General features: G+C 53.3%; 14 protein-coding genes and 1 riboswitch. Of the genes, 3 read left to right on the plus strand and 11 right to left on the minus strand.

The annotated features are described in order from the left end of the window. Positions 1 to 106 precede the first annotated feature (106 nt). The 6 genes from ABK821_RS21155 to ABK821_RS21180 all read right to left on the minus strand — a co-directional run bounded on the left by ABK821_RS21155 (position 107) and on the right by ABK821_RS21180 (position 4587). On the minus strand, positions 107 to 931 hold the full coding sequence (locus ABK821_RS21155; RefSeq protein ID WP_138360883.1) for a PTS system mannose/fructose/sorbose family transporter subunit IID: 825 nt from the start codon (positions 929 to 931) through the stop codon (positions 107 to 109). A gap of 11 nt (positions 932 to 942) precedes the next feature. Then, positions 943 to 1740, minus strand: a complete 798-nt coding sequence (locus tag ABK821_RS21160) for a PTS mannose/fructose/sorbose transporter subunit IIC (protein ID WP_138360882.1) — start codon at positions 1738 to 1740, stop codon at positions 943 to 945. Positions 1741 to 1847: 107 nt separating this feature from the next. Beyond that, the gene (locus ABK821_RS21165; protein WP_308560710.1) at positions 1848 to 2342 is read right to left on the minus strand and encodes a mannose/fructose/sorbose PTS transporter subunit IIB; all 495 of its coding nucleotides are present in this window, start codon (positions 2340 to 2342) and stop codon (positions 1848 to 1850) included. Further along, the gene (locus ABK821_RS21170; protein ID WP_138360880.1) at positions 2342 to 2749 is read right to left on the minus strand and encodes a mannose/fructose/sorbose PTS transporter subunit IIA; all 408 of its coding nucleotides are present in this window, start codon (positions 2747 to 2749) and stop codon (positions 2342 to 2344) included. The genes ABK821_RS21165 and ABK821_RS21170 overlap by 1 nt, the downstream gene beginning before the upstream one ends. A gap of 9 nt (positions 2750 to 2758) precedes the next feature. Further along, positions 2759 to 3562 (minus strand): SDR family oxidoreductase, encoded by an 804-nt coding sequence (locus ABK821_RS21175; protein WP_343178759.1) that lies wholly within the window; start codon positions 3560 to 3562, stop codon positions 2759 to 2761. Between the two features lie 71 nt (positions 3563 to 3633). Beyond that, positions 3634 to 4587, minus strand: coding sequence for a sugar-binding transcriptional regulator (locus tag ABK821_RS21180; RefSeq protein ID WP_343178760.1), 954 nt, complete (start codon positions 4585 to 4587; stop codon positions 3634 to 3636). A gap of 467 nt (positions 4588 to 5054) precedes the next feature. Between ABK821_RS21180 and rluF the strand changes: the two genes are divergently transcribed. Then, positions 5055 to 5927, plus strand: coding sequence for a 23S rRNA pseudouridine(2604) synthase RluF (rluF, locus tag ABK821_RS21185; RefSeq protein WP_138360877.1), 873 nt, complete (start codon positions 5055 to 5057; stop codon positions 5925 to 5927). Here rluF and ABK821_RS21190 read toward each other — a convergent pair. The 3 genes from ABK821_RS21190 to lysC form a co-directional block, all read right to left on the minus strand. Continuing rightward, positions 5924 to 6196, minus strand: a complete 273-nt coding sequence (locus ABK821_RS21190) for a DUF3811 domain-containing protein (RefSeq protein ID WP_138360876.1) — start codon at positions 6194 to 6196, stop codon at positions 5924 to 5926. The genes rluF and ABK821_RS21190 overlap by 4 nt on opposite strands. A gap of 128 nt (positions 6197 to 6324) precedes the next feature. Beyond that, positions 6325 to 7269 (minus strand): ketopantoate/pantoate/pantothenate transporter PanS, encoded by a 945-nt coding sequence (panS, locus tag ABK821_RS21195; RefSeq protein WP_142503290.1) that lies wholly within the window; start codon positions 7267 to 7269, stop codon positions 6325 to 6327. Positions 7270 to 7399: 130 nt separating this feature from the next. After that, on the minus strand, positions 7400 to 8749 hold the full coding sequence (gene lysC / locus ABK821_RS21200; protein ID WP_138360874.1) for a lysine-sensitive aspartokinase 3: 1350 nt from the start codon (positions 8747 to 8749) through the stop codon (positions 7400 to 7402). A gap of 178 nt (positions 8750 to 8927) precedes the next feature. Beyond that, positions 8928 to 9149, minus strand: a riboswitch (Lysine riboswitch). Positions 9150 to 9487: 338 nt separating this feature from the next. On the opposite strand from lysC, the gene pgi reads away from it, so the two are divergent. Further along, positions 9488 to 11137, plus strand: coding sequence for a glucose-6-phosphate isomerase (pgi, locus tag ABK821_RS21205; protein ID WP_138360873.1), 1650 nt, complete (start codon positions 9488 to 9490; stop codon positions 11135 to 11137). A 45-nt stretch (positions 11138 to 11182) separates the two neighbouring features. Here the strand turns inward: pgi and ABK821_RS21210 are convergent, their stop codons facing one another. Beyond that, entirely contained in the window at positions 11183 to 11638 is a 456-nt protein-coding gene (locus ABK821_RS21210; RefSeq protein WP_395034121.1) for an acyltransferase, read from the minus strand. Between the two features lie 8 nt (positions 11639 to 11646). Then, complete coding sequence (locus tag ABK821_RS21215) at positions 11647 to 12156, minus strand: GNAT family N-acetyltransferase (RefSeq protein WP_138360871.1); 510 nt, start codon at positions 12154 to 12156, stop codon at positions 11647 to 11649. A gap of 144 nt (positions 12157 to 12300) precedes the next feature. Here ABK821_RS21215 and psiE point away from each other — a divergent pair, with 144 nt between their 5' ends. After that, a complete protein-coding gene (gene psiE, locus ABK821_RS21220) occupies positions 12301 to 12711 on the plus strand; it encodes a phosphate-starvation-inducible protein PsiE (protein WP_138360870.1) in 411 nt (136 codons plus the stop codon). The last annotated feature ends 174 nt before the right edge of the window (positions 12712 to 12885 follow it).

Below are 12885 nucleotides of genomic sequence, written 5' to 3' on the forward strand. Positions count from 1 at the left end.
CAGTGAATCTACGCTCCGGGGAGAGGTCCAGTCGCCGCCTTTACGTACGCCGAAATTTTCTGGGGTTACTTGTTGAAATAGCCCCGGCATCGCCGGGGAGGAATAATCAGGACAGGAAGCCCAGCGCGTTACCGACAATCCCTAAACCGAACAGGGCGAAAATCAGCCATACGGGATTCACTTTTTTATTGAGCAGGCGCACCATCATCAGCGTCAGCCCGAGGGCCAGCAGACCAGGACAGAGTTGATCAAGGATGTTCTGCACGGTCATGGTGACAGTGGAACCGTCGGCGCCAGGCGTCTGCGAGATCACCAACGGCACGTTGATGGTGGTCCATTTGGTCACCAGCACGCCCATCACAAACAGGCCGAGAATGGACGCGCCTTCGGTAAGTTTTTGTAGCAGGTTGCCGCCCATATCGCTGACGATGCTGACTCCCTTACGAAAGCCCAACTGTAGCCCGTACCATTTCATGGCCAGACGTACGGCATTAAAAAGAAAGAAGAACAGCAGGGGGCCAACAATATTGCCAGAGAGCGCCAGCGATGCGCCGAGTGCGGCGGTAATCGGCCGCAATGTGCCCCATACCAGCGGATCGCCAACGCCTGCCAGCGGCCCCATCAGACCAACTTTGATGCCGTTGATTGCACCATCGTCAATGGCGGCGCCGTTAGCTCGCGCTTCCTCCATCGCCGCCGTCACGCCAATCACCGGGCCGCAGACCGCCGGGGTGGTGTTAAAGAACACCAGATGGCGTTTTAGCGCAGCGACCTGATCCGCTTTCAGCGGATAGAGGCGCTTAATAGCCGGGATCATGTCGTAGCAAAAGCCAAGACCGTGAATACGTTCAAAGTTGAATGACGCCTGCTGCAGATTGGAGCGCAGAAACATGCTCACCAGGTCGCCTTGGGTAATTCTTTTCTGTTCCATGTCGGGCTCCATCAGTCGTCAAGCTGGTCAAGGGCGGTGGACGTGGTGGCTGCGGCCTGCGGTTCAGATTTGCGCCACTGCGGATTCAGTTGGATATAAATCAGCGCCATGATCACCCCCACTCCGCCGAAGGCCAGCAGGCTGAAGTCGAGATAACCGCCAGCGAGGAAGCCGAGGAAGAAGAAGGGCATCAGATACTTCACGCCCATCATGCGCAGTACCATCGCGTAGCCGACCACCACGATAAAACCGCCGGCGATTTGCAGACCGCGGGTGACGAATTCCGGGATAGCGTTGAGCATATTGCTGACCATATCGGCGCTGACGAACAGGGACACCACCAGCGCAGGGATAGCAACGCGCAGCGCCTGGACGCCCAGCGCCGAGATGTGCAGCAGATCGATTGTCCCAAAGCGTGCCTCTTCCGCCGCTTTATCCGCCGCGTGCTGGAATACCACGGTAATAGTGCGGGCAAACACGGTAAGCACCTGGCCCGCGGCGGCGACCGGCAGGGCGATGGCTATTCCGGTGGCGATGCTTTGATGGCCGACAATCACCAGGATTGCCGAGATAATGCTGGCCAGCGCCGAGTCCGGAGACTGCGCCGCGCCGACGTTCATCCAGCCCAGCGCGATCAGCTCCAGAGTGCCGCCGAGCATAATGCCGGTTTTTAAATCACCGAGAATCAAACCAACCACGGTACAGGCGATGAGTGGGCGATGTGTCTGAAATTCATCCAGCACGCTGCCCATTCCGGCAATACAGGAAAAAATAAATATGGCTATTATTTGTAGGGTACTCATTTCCATAATTTGTTACCTCAAGGGTATAAGATTCCCTGCCTGTTACGGCATTGACACGATGTCCTTCAGGCTGCCTCCGGAATGACTGTGTGTAATAAATACAGGCGTTTTATTTATTCTGCGAATGACTGCTCTTTAATTTTTTCCATAATATTAATGGATGGGTCAGATGCGACGACGCGTAAATCCAATTTTACGCCAAGACTATCCAGTTCGCGGAAAGCGAAAATATCGTTGTTATCTAAAGATACGGCTTTAGTTAATTGTTTCTTACCCGGTCGCCAGGCCATGCCGCCAATATTTAATGTGGCAATTTTTACTCCGTGTTTCACCATCGCTAAAGCATCTTGTGGATTGGTAAATAAGTAAAAAACAGTTTCATCTTTATATTGAGGGTTATGGTATACCGCCACCGCCTTTTCAATATTGACCACATTAACCTTCATACCCGGAGGCGCGGCCTGGCGGAGTAACGTGCGGCGAACGTCATCGTTATAAACATCATCATTGCAGATAATAATCCGCTGTGCATTGGCTACTTTTGACCATACGGTAGTAACCTGACCATGAATTAAACGGTCATCAATACGCGCAAGCGTAATGTTCATCAAAAATCCTCCTCAATAGTTTCCGGCTGTCGCCAGGTGACGCAGCACTGGCTGGCGATGGTCTCCAGGTGTTGGCATAGTTCATCCGCATACAACGTTTGCTGGTTATCCACCAGCTCCAGAGCCAGCGGTAACGACAGGCCGCTGATTACCCGTAGCTGTGGATTGCTCATCGCCAGCCCGGCGGCGGCATTCCACGGGCTGCCGCACTGTAAATCGACGGCGATAAGCCACTCTTCATTGTTGTGTGCGCTTACTAACTTTTCGAGCTTACAGGCGATATCACCCGCGTTTTCTCCGGGGACAAAATTGACGGCGCTGACGTTGACATCGCCGTAGACCATGCGTACTGAATCGAGCATGGCGCTGGCCAGTTGGCCGTGGGCGCAGAAGATAACGTTAACCATTTTTCCCCCTTAGCCGCGCGTTTTGCCGCCAGCGATGTTAGTGGTTACTCCGGTGATATAGCTGGCGCGTTCTGAGAGTAAATAGCAAACAAAATCAGCGACTTCAGAAAGACGACCCGCGCGGCCAATCGGAATCGCGTTTCGGGTATAGCCGTCCCGCAGTTGCTCAACGGTGATGTTGCGGGTCCAGGCCAGCGCCTCTTCATACTCCGGCGTACGCAGCCCGGTTTTTTCCAGAATCCCCGGCGCAACGCCGACCACGCGGATACCGTGTTTGCCCAGCTCTTTCGACCAGGAGCGGGTAAAGCTATTCAGCGCTGCTTTGGTTGCCGCATAGCAGCTCTGGCCTTCAGACCCTTCCAGTCCGCTTTCAGAAGAGACGTTAACAATCACCCCGTCGCGTTGTTTGACCATCTGGCGAGCCACCGCCTGGGAGAGTAAAAAAACGCCTTTCTGGTTGATATTGACCATTTTTTCAAAAGCGGCTTCATTTAATTCATAGCGACCGGCTGGAGATTTTTCATCGACTAATAAACGTGGAAAGTTCACCCCGGCGTTATTAACCAGACCATCAATACGACCAACTCGTTGAATAATGCTTGTGACGGTTTTATTAACCTCACTGGCGCGGGAAATATCCGTTGGACAGAAAGTATAACGTTCGCTATTGTGATGTTTATCACCGCCATGAATATCTATCATTTGCACGTTAGCACCCTGGGCTAATAACTCATCGACGATGGCCAAACCAATTCCTGAGGCGCCGCCGGTAACAATAATCACTTTACATCCTAAATTTAACCACGTTTCCATTATCGACTCCTGTTTTCTTCAGATAAAGGGATCTCCCGCAGGCGTACTGCGTGAAATGATATTGTTGATCTTTAGTTCAGTAACGACTCTGCGGTTTCTTTATTCGTCACCAGACAGTTAATATAACTGCCGTTTAATGCACCAAGAATACCAGAGTATTTTTCTTCGCCCATCGCGATACCCACGGAATAGCGAGCATTTTTCAGTTTCGCCATCTCAATAGCGATCGTTTTCTCGCTCATGGCGGTTTCTACCGTCGCACCATCAATATTGTAGAAACGTGAACAGATATCGCCAGCAACGCGACGGGCATTGAGGTCGTCGCTCTCTTCGCTGCCATAAAATGCGTGCCAGTTAGCGCCATCGCGAATCGCCGGAGAGCCAATGCCCACCAGCGCGACGTCCAGGTTTTCCCAGTAAGCGGCGATGGTTTTAAAATGCTGAGACTGCATAATACCGTTACGAATTAATGTGTTATCCAGAAGCGCCGGAAAATCGGCGAGATGCGATTCGGCTTTCAGCTTCGCTGCCGCGCTGTAGGTCAGCGTATTAACGTGGTAGCGGCTCTCCAGTTTGCCGGATGGGCCGCCGATAATCGGCACGCAGATAACATGGCGGGAGTGGCTGGCCTGTGGCAAATTTTCCACCAATGCCCGCACCGCGCGCCCCCAGGAGAAACCGACGATATCACCCGGCTCCAGCAATCTGTCAACCAGCTGTGCGCCGTGTTGGCCGATAACGTTGAGCTGATCCTCTTCCTGAAGAGAATCACAGGCCGCCACAACGGCCTCTTTGAGACCAAATTTTTGTTTTAGCTGCTGCTCAAGCCACAGGTTTTCGTTGTAGTCATAGTTGATGGCGATGGTGACGATGCCCTGCTCGCGGCCACGCTTCAGCAGGCGGCTGATGGTGGTGCGATAGATCCCCAGCTCGCGGGCGATCTGCGCCTGGGTCATATCCTGCTCATAATAGAGTTGGGCGATTTTCACAATCAGGCGGATATCGTCGCTATTTTCTATCGTCATCTTTCGACTCCTGCACATTTGTGCAAATCACATATTTGCTGCTCTGATCTGATATAACCCGATCAAGAGCGGACTTTAAAGCAATTTTCATCTATTTCATGCTGATATGCTGACGGTTTCTGTTGCACATTTGTATTCTGGCGAGGTGGTTTATGGCACTTTTGTGCTGATGACGCTAACGGCCTGATTCTCCTTTATTTCACTGGGTAAAGTTGCCTCCGGTTTAATGGCTCACTTTTGTGTTGAAAGGCGCGATAGATCACATTTAGCGTGAAGCGGCGAGAACGCGATTATTTTTTATTGTCCGCAAGGTAGGATATATTTCGCGTTTTAAACATAAACGCATTCAAGTTTTATCAGGGCGGCATGCGCGTAAATTCCTGGAGGTATAGATTTCTATGCCTCCGGGATGAGTGAACGTAGCCAACACAGAGACAACTTGAAGGATAATCTGTTTCAGGAGAGTTATGCTGCCCGATCCATCAACCCGACTTAACAAATACATCAGTGAAAGCGGAATCTGCTCGCGCCGCGAAGCGGACCGCTTTATCGAACAAGGTAACGTTTTTATCAACGGCAAGCGCGCCACTATTGGCGATCAGGTTAAGCCGGGCGATGTGGTTAAGGTCAATGGCCGATTGATTGAGCCGCGTGAAGCGGACGATTTAGTACTGATTGCGCTGAATAAACCCGTCGGTATTGTCAGCACCACCGAAGATGGCGAACGCGACAACATCGTTGATTTCGTTAATCACAGCAAACGCGTTTTTCCGATCGGTCGTCTGGATAAAGATTCCCAGGGGCTGATCTTTCTGACCAACCATGGCGATCTGGTTAACAAGATCCTGCGTGCCGGCAACGATCACGAAAAAGAGTATCTGGTGACCGTGGATAAGCCGGTAACCGATGAATTTGTGCGGAGTATGGGGGCGGGTGTGCCGATCCTCGGAACGGTGACCAAAAAGTGCAAAGTCAAAAAAGAAGCGCCGTTTGTGTTTCGCATTACGCTGGTGCAGGGGCTAAACCGCCAGATCCGCCGGATGTGCGAACACTTTGGCTATGAAGTGACGAAGCTTGAACGTACGCGGATTATGAACGTTAGCCTGACCGGCATCCCTTTGGGCGAATGGCGCGATTTGACCGATGATGAGCTGGTTGATCTGTTTAAGCTGATTGAGAATTCATCATCGGAAGCGAAACCGAAGGCAAAAGCCAGGCCGAAAGCGACCGGTATTAAACGCCCGGTGGTGACGCTCGAAAAAACCAACGGGAAACCCGCTCGCCCGGCAACGAATGGCAAGCGCTTTACCGCGCCGGGGCGTAAAAAGAAAGGGCGTTAACGCCTGCCGCGCGTTGATGTATTTGCCGACCAGGAAAACGACGCTTCAGTATCCGGTTTATAAGCCTGCTTTTTCTTTAGCTGGCGGGCCTTTTTGGCTTCGGCTTCGCGTAGCGCCATCAGTTTATCGATGTACTCTTTTTTCACGCTGTTGGTTTCCGCATTGGTCAGCGGACGCCCATGAGCGATGCGCGCGCGGTCGAGCAACGTTTTCAGTTCGCGCTGCTCGCGCTCGGTCATCTCTTTTTGGGTGATGCGGGGGAGTGCCATAATGGTGCCCTCAGGTAGCTGATGGCTTCAGTGTACGGTAAAGAGGCAGACGTCTCACTGTAAATCGTCGTGCGTCGAGGAAAATTCCGGCGGCGCAGCGCCGCCGGGGGGCTGTCGATTCTCTACGGTTATTCGCGTTCTTGTGCCCTGTTGCGCGCTTTATCAGAAATCGGTTTCCCTGACCAGTAACCGGCCAGCAACGACCCGGAAAGGTTGTGCCAGACAGAGAACAGCGCGCCTGGTAGTGCTGCCAGCGGGCCAAAGTAGATTTTCCCCAGCGCGGCGGCAAGCCCGGAATTCTGCATCCCAACCTCAATCGCCAGCGTGCGGCAGGTGGATTCGTCAAAGCCAAACAGACGCCCGCCCCAGTAGCCGCCGAGCAGGCCAATGGTGTTGTGCAGGATCACCGCGATAATCACCACCAGGCCGACGGAGGCGATATGCGAAGCGGAACCCGCCACCACGGCGCAGATAATCGCCAGAATACAAACCATTGAAAACGCCGGGAGGAATGGTTCCACCGCCCTCACCACTTTTGGCAGTAGGTGATGCACCACCAGCCCCAGCGCAATCGGGATCACCACGATTTGCAGAATACTGAGCAGCATCCCCATCACATCCACCTGAATATGCGCATCCACGTACAGACGCGTCAGCAGCGGCGTCGCCACCACGCCGACCAGCGTGGAGACCGATGAGATAGTCACCGAGAGCGCGACATCGCCTTTAGCCAGAAAGATCATGACGTTGGATGCCGTACCGCTGGCGACGCTACCGACCAGCACCATCCCGGCAGAAAGCTCCGGCGGCATCTGAAAAATCAGCGCCAGCAGCCAGGCGGCAAATGGCATCACCAGATAGTGCAAAAAAATACCCGCCGCGACCGGCGCGGGACGGGAGAGAACGCGTTTAAAGTCATCCACTTTCAGGTGCACGCCCATGCCGAACATAATCAGCATCAGCAGCGTGGGAACCCACGGACCAACGGGAGTGAAAGTGGCGGGTGTGTAATACGCGATAACGGAGAGCAGTAGCGCCCATAATGGGAACAACCGCGTAAGCGTGGCGAGCATAGTGTTTTCCTTGCGATTGACTTGCCATACTCAGGAAAACCCAAGTGATGGTGAGTCCGTTGTGTTGATCTTGTTATAAATAGGCCGGGTCACGCCCGGCCAGAGGTATTGTTTATCGTGAGAAGGGAGATTATTCAAATAAATTATGGTGAAGTTTTTGCACCACTTTCTCGGCATCCGCCCCCGGCACCAGGAAGCACAGGTTATGGCTGGAGGCGCCGTAGCAAATCATACGAATGTTGAACGGCTCCAGCACAGAGAAGACCTCTTTACCAACGCCGCAGGCTTTTGACAGTTCGTTACCAATCAAGGCAATCAGCGCCAGGTCCTGCTCGACCTCTACGCGGCACAGGGACGACAGTTCGGTCAACAGCGCCTGGGTCAGCAGCGTATCGCCAACCGAGGTTGAGCCGGTGGTATCCAGGGTTAGCGCCACGCTGACTTCTGAGGTGGTGATCAGATCCACGGAGATATTATGCCGCGCCAGAATACTGAAGACTTCGGCGAGAAATCCGCGTGAGTGCAACATATTCAGGCTGTGCAGCGTCAGTAGCGTCTGTCTGCGACGTAGCGCCAGAGCGCGGAATAGCGGAGGGTGTTCGGTGGTTTTGCACACCAGCGTGCCGCCGGCCTCAGGCGCTTTGCTGGAACCGACAAATACCGGAATATCGCTGCGCACGGCGGGAAGCAGGGTCGCCGGATGCAGCACTTTCGCGCCGAAGGTCGCCATTTCCGCCGCTTCTTCAAAGGCGATAACGTCAATGCGCTTGGCTGCCGGAGCGACGCGCGGATCGGTGGTGTAGATGCCCGGAACATCGGTCCAGATATCAACGCGGGTCGCCTTTAACGCTTCGCCCAGCAGAGCGGCGGTATAGTCGCTGCCGCCACGGCCCAGGGTGGTGGTACGGCCTTTGGCTTCGCTGCCGATAAAGCCCTGGGTGATCACCAGTCCTTCCGCAAGACGCGGAGCCAGCAGTTGCTGAGTTAATTCAGCAAGCGCGGCGATATCCGGTTCCGCACGACCAAAGCGATCGTTGGTGCGCATTATTTTACGCACGTCGAACCACTGGGCGGCGATACCGCGCTCACGCAGGATTTCGACAAACAGCAACGTGGACATCAATTCACCGTGGCTGACCAGTTCATCCGTCAGCGCGGTCGAACTGGCCAACGATGCGGCTTCCGCCAGCGCGGTGATATTTTCCAGCAGGCGCTCAATTTCCTCGCGAATTACGTTCGGATAGCGCAGGCGTTCCAGAATATTGAACTGGATCTGGCGTATGGCATCGAGCTTTTCGAAGCGTTCGGTCGGCTCCAGCCCTTCCGCCAGCGCGACCAGAAGGTTGGTCACGCCCGCAGAGGCGGAAAGCACCACCACGCGGGTACTGGCATCGAGCAGCGCGACCTCTATGCTGCGGTTCATGGCATCGAAATCGGCAACGCTGGTGCCGCCGAATTTGGCTACAACTAAATCTGTCATAACAACCTCGTGTCAGGGGCCTGACTTATTAAAACGCTTCCTGACAATTCATACTGATGGGGCAGGAGGCCGCCGGATTGCAAAAAATGTCTTAATAAGTCAGGCCAAATTATTCAGCCATGGCACAAGGGAAGAGCGAAAAACAGGGTGGGCGCAGAGCGATAAACAAACTACGATGTCACCCAGAAGTGCTCCACCTTGTAGACTCGCATCGCTGATGCGGCGAGTATGAAACGCCCGACTGCGAACGTTTCTGGTGACAACCCAGGGGATTCAGCCCCTGCGGCCGGTGATGGGCGTAACCAGACGCTTTTCACCTCGGCGTTGCTCCCCCTCACGTATTTTCTCCGGACTGGTTCCTCCAATACGGTTACCTGGGCAACGCACCTCTTCTGGCAATTACCGACGTCTTTCACTTTGCCTGGGGTCATCCCCCTGCAATACTCTTTCGCTGTAGCGTGAAATTCGCGATCGATACATACCGACGTCTTGTCGGTACTGCCGTTATATAAAGGCTTCAGACGAAGTATGTCAATGTCAGGGTTATGCGGATTTTTCATGCTCAAGTTACTGACAGAAAAAAGCCTTATGATGGCTATACTGGCAGAGACATTTTGCGCCAAATAGCCTCTGTTCCTGACGCGTATCATAGGCATAATACAAAAATCATCACAATTTTTCGCCACCGGCGCTACAATCGACCGCAGTCACAATTCTCAAATCAGAAGAGTATTGCTAATGAAAAACATCAACCCAACGCAGACTTCTGCCTGGCAGGCATTACAGAAACATTTTGATGAAATGAAAGACGTTACTATCAGCGATCTTTTCGCCAAAGATAGCGACCGTTTCTCTAAATTCTCTGCGACCTTCGACGATCTGATGCTGGTGGATTTCTCTAAAAACCGCATCACCGAAGAGACGCTGGCAAAATTGCAGGATCTGGCGAAAGAGACCTTCCTGGCCGACGCCATTAAATCAATGTTCTCCGGCGAGAAGATTAACCGCACAGAGGACCGCGCGGTGCTGCACGTTGCGCTGCGTAACCGTAGCAATACGCCGATTCTGGTTGATGGCAAAGATGTGATGCCGGAAGTGAACGCGGTGCTTGAGAAAATGAAAACCTTCTCAGAGGCCATTATCTCCGGCAGCTGGAAAGGCTATACCGGCAAAGCCATTACCGATGTGGTGAACATCGGTATCGGCGGATCTGACCTTGGTCCGTTTATGGTGACCGAAGCGTTGCGTCCGTACAAAAACCACCTCAACATGCACTTTGTCTCTAACGTCGATGGTACCCATATCGCCGAAGTGCTGAAGAAAGTGGACCCGGCAACCACGCTATTCCTGGTGGCTTCCAAAACCTTTACCACGCAGGAAACCATGACCAACGCCCACAGTGCGCGCGACTGGTTCCTGGCGACCGCGGGTGATGAGAAACACGTGGCGAAACACTTCGCTGCGCTTTCCACCAACGGTAAAGCGGTTGGCGAGTTCGGTATTGATACCGCCAATATGTTTGAGTTCTGGGACTGGGTCGGCGGTCGCTACTCTCTGTGGTCGGCGATTGGTCTGTCTATCATCCTGTCTGTCGGCTTTGACAACTTCGTTGAACTGCTTTCCGGCGCGCATGCGATGGACAAACATTTCTCCACCACCCCGTCTGAGAAAAACCTGCCGGTGCTGCTGGCGCTGATTGGTATCTGGTACAACAATTTCTTCGGTGCCGAAACCGAAGCGATTCTGCCGTACGATCAGTATATGCACCGTTTCGCCGCCTACTTCCAGCAGGGCAATATGGAATCCAACGGCAAGTATGTTGACCGTAACGGCAATGCCGTGGATTACCAGACGGGCCCAATCATCTGGGGCGAGCCGGGCACCAACGGTCAGCACGCGTTCTACCAGTTGATCCATCAGGGGACCAAAATGGTGCCGTGCGATTTTATCGCCCCGGCGATGACCCACAACCCGCTGTCTGACCACCATCAGAAACTGCTGTCTAACTTCTTTGCGCAGACCGAAGCGCTGGCGTTCGGTAAATCCCGTGAAGTGGTTGAGCAGGAATATCGCGATCAGGGGAAAGATCCGGCGACGCTGGAGCACGTGGTGCCGTTCAAAGTGTTTGAAGGCAACCGCCCGACCAACTCCATCCTGCTGCGTGAAATCACGCCGTTCAGCCTGGGGGCGCTGATTGCGCTGTATGAGCACAAGATCTTCACCCAGGGTGTGATTATGAACATCTTCACTTTTGACCAGTGGGGCGTTGAGCTGGGTAAACAGCTGGCTAACCGCATTCTGCCGGAGCTGAAAGATGGCAGCGAAGTGAGCAGCCACGACAGCTCGACCAATGGCCTGATTAATCGCTACAAATCCTGGCGCGTATAATCAGACGGATGCCTGAATGCCGGCCCATGTGGCCGGCATTTTTGTTTAGAGTCGTCGCAACAGTTTCGCCGGATTTCCTGCCCACACGCCTTTCTCGGTAATTGACCGGGTAACCACGCTGCCCGCGCTTATCACTACGCCATCGCAAATGCTGATCGCCAGAATGGTCGCGCCGCTGCCGATCGACACATCGTTGCCAAGGACAATTCTTCCCCAGCTTTCGCGGTCGGCATTCGGTTTGCCATCGCGGAACATATCGTTGGCGAACATCACTCCGTGACCGATAAAGCAGCGTTCGCCGATGGTGACATACTCGCAAATAAAAGTATGGGACTGAATTTTGCTGTCTCTGCCAATATGAGTATGGCCCTGAATTTCAACGAAGGGACCAACAAAAACGTTATCGCCGAGCGTGCAGTCGTAGAGGTTAGCGGGTTGGTAAATCACCACATTCTCTCCGCTGGTGACGTTGCGAATAGCGGTTTCACGAAAGGTATGCATGTTGCCTCTCAGAGTGGTTTGGCCAGAATATGTAGCGTGCTGTGTTGGGTAGCGGAATGAAAAACGGTGTCTTTGATGTGCCGCATTCCCTGACGTTCATAAAAACGTCGGGCACCGGGATTTGCCGCGAGCACCTCCAGCCATAGCCAGCTTTCGCCGGCCTCTTTTGCTTGTTTTTCGATGGCGCTAAAAAACTGCTCGCCATAGCGTAGCCCCGTCGCGCCAGGCATCAGGTAGAGCTTATGCAGCAGCGTGCCGGATGGACCCCCTGGGTTAATATCCTGGCGGCAGGTATATTTAGCGAAGCCGATGGGCTGCTCTGCCTGCGCAATCAACCAGCGGGACTTCTTATCGGAGAGGCTGCGCGCCAGCGAGGCGACGGAATACTCCTGCTCCAGGAAAAGCGCCAGTTCGTCGGCGTTATGCCAAAGGTGAGCGAAGTGGTGGCGGTAGCTGGCGTTGCCCATTTGATTGAGCAGGGCTGCGTCTTTTGGTCGCGCAGTGCGAATTTTCAGCATGATTATTTCCTTTTTAACCCGCAAACCTGACGAACGATTGTTACATTTACGCCAACGGTGGCAAAAATCTAACGAATAATGTCGATCTTGATCACATTTTTACGTTATACAGGTTACATGGAATCATGATGATGAGGTGTGTATATGGCGCCGGTTTATCGTCCGTTGGTCAATTTTATCGCCACGGCAATGCAAACGATTTTGAATCTTGGCCTGGTATGTCTCGGGATCATTCTGATCGTTTTCCTGGGCAAAGAGACGCTGCATCTGGCGCACGTATTGTTCACCCCCGATCCGGTCAGTAAGTACAAGCTGGTGGAAGGGCTGGTGGTCTATTTTCTCTATTTCGAGTTTATTGCGCTGATTGTGAAGTATTTCGAATCGGGGTTTCACTTCCCGCTACGCTATTTCGTCTATATCGGGATCACCGCTATCGTGAGGCTGATTATTATCGATCATGAGTCGCCGATGGCGGTGCTGATTTACTCCGCGGCGATCCTGATTCTGGTGATTACGCTCTGGCTGTGTAACTCCAACCGTCTGAAACGCGAGTAAAAAAAAGCGGCCACAAGGGCCGCTGACCAACAGTCACAAATATCATTTATGTCGGGTCCAGTTGAGGGTCGCAGTGGCATTTGCCTTACTTTTTCAGATGAGGGCGGTGGCTGCCGTACCCGGTTGGGGGCGCGTACGGCGACTGAACCACCGACCCTCTTCTGAAATTTGGGG

Source organism: Klebsiella sp. KE9456 (genome assembly GCF_043832615.1).
Taxonomy (GTDB): domain Bacteria; phylum Pseudomonadota; class Gammaproteobacteria; order Enterobacterales; family Enterobacteriaceae; genus Klebsiella; species Klebsiella indica.

Excerpts from the sequence above, each read along its gene's own strand:
- ABK821_RS21170 (WP_138360880.1), bottom strand. The coding sequence starts at position 2,749 with ATGGTTAACGTTATCTTCTGCGCCCACGGCCAACTGGCCAGCGCCATG.
- pgi (WP_138360873.1), top strand. The coding sequence starts at position 9,488 with ATGAAAAACATCAACCCAACGCAGACTTCTGCCTGGCAGGCATTACAG.
- ABK821_RS21160 (WP_138360882.1), bottom strand. The coding sequence starts at position 1,740 with ATGGAAATGAGTACCCTACAAATAATAGCCATATTTATTTTTTCCTGT.
- psiE (WP_138360870.1), top strand. The coding sequence starts at position 12,301 with ATGGCGCCGGTTTATCGTCCGTTGGTCAATTTTATCGCCACGGCAATG.
- rluF (WP_138360877.1), top strand. The coding sequence starts at position 5,055 with ATGCTGCCCGATCCATCAACCCGACTTAACAAATACATCAGTGAAAGC.
- lysC (WP_138360874.1), bottom strand. The coding sequence starts at position 8,749 with ATGACAGATTTAGTTGTAGCCAAATTCGGCGGCACCAGCGTTGCCGAT.
- ABK821_RS21180 (WP_343178760.1), bottom strand. The coding sequence starts at position 4,587 with ATGACGATAGAAAATAGCGACGATATCCGCCTGATTGTGAAAATCGCC.
- ABK821_RS21190 (WP_138360876.1), bottom strand. The coding sequence starts at position 6,196 with ATGGCACTCCCCCGCATCACCCAAAAAGAGATGACCGAGCGCGAGCAG.
- ABK821_RS21175 (WP_343178759.1), bottom strand. The coding sequence starts at position 3,562 with ATGGAAACGTGGTTAAATTTAGGATGTAAAGTGATTATTGTTACCGGC.
- ABK821_RS21210 (WP_395034121.1), bottom strand. The coding sequence starts at position 11,638 with ATGCATACCTTTCGTGAAACCGCTATTCGCAACGTCACCAGCGGAGAG.
- ABK821_RS21155 (WP_138360883.1), bottom strand. The coding sequence starts at position 931 with ATGGAACAGAAAAGAATTACCCAAGGCGACCTGGTGAGCATGTTTCTG.
- panS (WP_142503290.1), bottom strand. The coding sequence starts at position 7,269 with ATGCTCGCCACGCTTACGCGGTTGTTCCCATTATGGGCGCTACTGCTC.
- ABK821_RS21215 (WP_138360871.1), bottom strand. The coding sequence starts at position 12,156 with ATGCTGAAAATTCGCACTGCGCGACCAAAAGACGCAGCCCTGCTCAAT.
- ABK821_RS21165 (WP_308560710.1), bottom strand. The coding sequence starts at position 2,342 with ATGAACATTACGCTTGCGCGTATTGATGACCGTTTAATTCATGGTCAG.